Raw genomic sequence first — 4190 nt, 5'->3', positions numbered from 1 at the left:
CGGGGGCCGGATTTGAACCGACGACCTTCGGGTTATGAGCCCGACGAGCTACCAGGCTGCTCCACCCCGCGTCCGTCATTACTCTTCCATCGAGTAACGTTACTGCTTCTGATTTTAATTGGTTGCGGGGGCCAGATTTGAACTGACGACCTTCGGGTTATGAGCCCGACGAGCTACCAGGCTGCTCCACCCCGCGTCCGTGGATGCGCACTATACTCTGCTCGCATTTTCATGCAACCCTTTTTTCACCTTGATCACGTTTTAAGGGTGAAAATGAACAAAAACAACGTATTCTGGATTATTTTTTGCGCAAAATTTGCGTTCGGGTATGCATTCGCATTTCATTAGGTACGGGGGTTTGTTATCTTCGTCTCGCATTCAGGCAACATAAGACGAGAACAATGAAAGGACGTTGGGCAAAATATCTTCTGGCGGGAGCAGTCGTTGCGATGCTCGCCGCGTGTTCCTCAAAACCCACCGATCGTGGGCAGCAGTATAAAGACGGGAAATTTACCCAGCCTTTCTCACTGGTGAACCAGCCTGATGCGGTTGGCGCGCCAATCAATGCCGGTGATTTCGCCGAGCAGGTTAATCAAATTCGCAGCGCTTCGCCGCGTTTGTACGGTAACCAGAGCAACGTCTACAACGCTATCCAGCAATGGTTACGTGCGGGCGGTGATACGCGCAGCATGCGTCAGTTTGGTATTGACGCGTGGCAAATGGAAGGGGCGGACAATTACGGTAACGTCCAGTTTACGGGTTATTACACGCCGGTTATTCAGGCGCGCCACACGCGTCAGGGCGAGTTCCAGTATCCTATTTATCGCATGCCGCCAAAACGCGGACGTTTACCCTCTCGTGCCGAGATCTACGCAGGCGCGCTAAGCGATAATTATATTCTGGCGTACAGCAACTCCCTGATGGACAACTTTATTATGGATGTTCAGGGCAGTGGCTATATCGATTTTGGCGACGGCAGCCCGCTAAACTTCTTTAGCTATGCCGGGAAAAACGGCCATGCCTATCGCAGTATCGGTAAGGTGTTGATTGATCGTGGCGAAGTGAAAAAAGAAGATATGTCGATGCAGGCCATTCGCCACTGGGGAGAGACGCACAGCGAGGCCGAAGTGCGTGAGCTGCTGGAGCAGAACCCATCGTTTGTCTTCTTTAAGCCACAATCTTTTGCGCCGGTGAAAGGGGCCAGCGCGGTACCGCTGATTGGCCGCGCATCCGTGGCTTCTGACCGCAGTATCATTCCTGCGGGCACCACGTTACTGGCGGAAGTCCCCTTGCTGGACAATAACGGTAAGTTCACCGGTCAATATGAACTGCGCCTGATGGTGGCGCTGGATGTGGGCGGTGCGATTAAAGGCCAGCACTTTGATATCTATCAGGGCATTGGCGCTGACGCCGGACATCGTGCCGGGTGGTATAATCACTACGGTCGCGTATGGGTGCTGAAAACAGCGGCCAATGCGGGTAACGTATTTAGCGGTTAATTGCCGGATGGCGCTTCGCTTATCCGGCCTACATTACTGAGTAGGCCTGATAAGGCGTAGCCGCCATCAGGCAGTGATGCAGTCATCAAGGGCGGTATTTGTCCGCTCTTTTTGTTTTCTATATTTGAGGTTCTATGTCTGTGGTTATCAGTGACGCCTGGCGTCAGCGTTTTGGCGGCACGGCGCGGCTGTATGGCGAAAATGCGCTGCAGTTATTTGCCGGAGCGCATGTTTGCGTGGTCGGGATTGGCGGTGTGGGATCGTGGGCGGCGGAAGCGCTGGCGCGTACCGGCATTGGCGCGATTACGCTCATCGATATGGATGATGTTTGCGTCACCAATACTAACCGTCAGATCCATGCGCTGCGCGATAACGTTGGTTTAGCAAAAGCTGAGGTGATGGCGGAACGTATCCGCCAGATTAACCCGGAGTGCCTGGTGAACGTGGTCGATGATTTTGTTACGCCAGATAACGTTGCGGAGTATATGAATGCGGGTTATTCGTATGTCATCGATGCGATTGACAGCGTGCGCCCGAAAGCGGCGCTCATTGCGTACTGTCGGCGTAATAAGATTCCGCTGGTAACCACCGGCGGTGCGGGCGGGCAGATCGATCCGACGCAGATTCAGGTGGTTGATCTGGCAAAAACCATTCAGGATCCGCTGGCGGCCAAGCTGCGTGAGCGACTGAAGAGTGATTTTGGCGTGGTGAAAAACAGTAAAGGCAAGCTGGGCGTGGACTGCGTGTTCTCGACCGAGGCGCTGGTTTACCCGCAGGCAGATGGCTCGGTGTGTGCCATGAAGGCGACGGCGGAAGGGCCAAAACGTATGGATTGCGCCTCAGGGTTTGGCGCCGCCACCATGGTGACGGCTACCTTTGGCTTTGTAGCCGTTTCCCATGCGCTGAAGAAGATGATGGCGAAAGCGGCGCGCCAGAGTTGATTGTGTCGGATAGCGTTATGCTTATCCGACCTACAGTTCGTGCGGTGTTATAGGCCGGATAAGACGCATCAGCCGTCGTCATCCGGCTTGCCGGGCAGCTTCAAGAATCGCCTCGTTCAACGCATGCAGGCCCTGGCTTCGCGAGGCGCTGAGTTGCGCGCTTAACCCTAACTCGTCAAATAGCGCCATGGGTGAATGCGCCCGTAACTCGGCTGCGGTTTTACCTTCAACGGCGGTGAGCAATACCGCCAACAGCCCGCGCACAATGCGGCCTTCGCTGTCGCCGAAGAAATGCAGGGTGCCGTTCTCGTGCAGGGTATATCCCAGCCAGACGCGGTTTTCACATCCCGCTATCTCTTTTGCCTGCGTCCTTAGCGCCTCCGGCAGCGCCGGAAGCTGCTTACCCAGCAGAATTAGCTGACGATATTTATCCTCCCACTGGCTGAGCGGGGCAAACGTAGTACGCAACGTCTCTTCCGTTACGGTTGTGCCAAACGGGTGTCCGGCGAATAAAGGGCTTGTCATTAATCCACCAATATTTCCAGCGCGCGGTCAACGGCTGCGACCAACGCATCCACATCACTTTGCGTATTATAGGGCGCAAAAGAGGCGCGTAGGGTCCCGGATACGCCCAGCTCCGCCAGCAGTGGTTGTGCGCAGTGTTGCCCTGCGCGCAGCGCAATGCCATATTCGGCCAGCAGCGTCACCATATCACTGTGATGAACGCCAGCGAAATCAAAGGCTAACAGACTGGAGTCCTGGCAACGGAAGGAACGAAAACCGGGACGTTTCGCCAGGGCGTCTTCTGCCAGCGTCGCCAGACCCCGGCTCCAGTTTTCGGCCTGCGCAACATCAATGTCCGCCAGCCACTCGAGCGCCGCGCTTAGCCCGATGACGCCAGCTACGTTAGGCGTACCGGCCTCCAGCTTCCAGGGGGCCGCCTGGGTGGTGAAACCGTCAAAGCTGACTTCGCTAATCATCTTGCCGCCGCCGAGCCATGGTGACATGGCCTCCAGTAATTCTGGCTTACCATACAGTACGCCAATACCGGTAGGGCCATACAACTTGTGGCCCGAGAAGGCATAGAAATCAATATCTAACTGCTGCACGTCAGCGGGAAAATGCACAATTCCCTGCGCGCCATCAACCATCACCACCATGCCAGCCTCATGGGCGAGCGTAATGGCGCGGGCTAAATCCGGGCAACCGCCGGTGACGTTCGACATCTGCCCCAGCGCCAGAATGCGACTGCGCGGATTGATGAGCTCAACCAGACGCTCGACGTCCGGTAGCAAATGGGCGTTGAGCGGGAGTTTGACTACCTTAGCGCCCGTTTGCTCAGCCACCATCAACCATGGAACGAGATTGGCATGATGTTCCGCCACGCTGACGATAATCTCATCGCCCGGCCGTAAGCGCGGACGCGCATAGCTTTGGGCAACCATGTTGACAGCTTCCGTTGTGCCACGGGTCCAGACTATCGTTTTGTCATCCGGGGCGTTGATCAGGCGCGCGGCCTTTTCCCGTGCGGCCTCATAGCGCGCGGTCAGGCGTTGCGCTTCGGCAAACTGGCTGCGATGCACGTTCCCGGCGCTCAGGCTATAAAATTGCTGGGTCGCCTCAATCACGGATTGCGGCTTCAGTGCAGTAGCAGCGCTGTCGAGGTAGACGCCGGCATCGTTGAGTGCGGGAAATTGCGCGCGAAACTGCGCGGGATTAAATGCGTTCATGGTCATCCTCAGTTCAATAA

4 protein-coding genes and 1 tRNA gene are annotated in these 4190 nt (G+C 56.0%); 2 read left to right on the top strand and 3 right to left on the bottom strand.

The features are described 5' to 3' along the window. Positions 1-119: 119 nt before the first annotated feature. Positions 120-196: transfer RNA gene (locus KQJ18_RS22215), tRNA-Met, on the bottom strand. A 205-nt stretch (positions 197-401) separates the two neighbouring features. Between KQJ18_RS22215 and mltA the strand changes: the two genes are divergently transcribed. Next, positions 402-1499, top strand: coding sequence for a murein transglycosylase A (mltA, locus tag KQJ18_RS22210; RefSeq protein WP_042310759.1), 1098 nt, complete (start codon positions 402-404; stop codon positions 1497-1499). A gap of 134 nt (positions 1500-1633) precedes the next feature. Further along, positions 1634-2440: a tRNA cyclic N6-threonylcarbamoyladenosine(37) synthase TcdA gene (tcdA, locus tag KQJ18_RS22205; protein WP_110496968.1), complete on the top strand. Its 807-nt coding sequence runs from the start codon at positions 1634-1636 to the stop codon at positions 2438-2440. Between the two features lie 78 nt (positions 2441-2518). On the opposite strand, the gene csdE is transcribed toward tcdA, so the two are convergent. Continuing rightward, positions 2519-2965, bottom strand: a complete 447-nt coding sequence (gene csdE / locus KQJ18_RS22200; RefSeq protein WP_216422756.1) for a cysteine desulfurase sulfur acceptor subunit CsdE — start codon at positions 2963-2965, stop codon at positions 2519-2521. Next, on the bottom strand, positions 2965-4170 hold the full coding sequence (csdA, locus tag KQJ18_RS22195; protein WP_216422757.1) for a cysteine desulfurase CsdA: 1206 nt from the start codon (positions 4168-4170) through the stop codon (positions 2965-2967). Before csdA ends, csdE begins: the two co-directional genes overlap by 1 nt. Positions 4171-4190 lie beyond the last annotated feature (20 nt).

This window comes from Citrobacter sp. S55_ASV_140, assembly GCF_018919505.1.
Classification (GTDB): Bacteria; Pseudomonadota; Gammaproteobacteria; order Enterobacterales; family Enterobacteriaceae; genus Citrobacter; species Citrobacter werkmanii.
The sequence above is the reverse complement of the archived record's forward strand: the minus strand, read 5'-3'. Positions and strand labels throughout refer to the sequence as shown.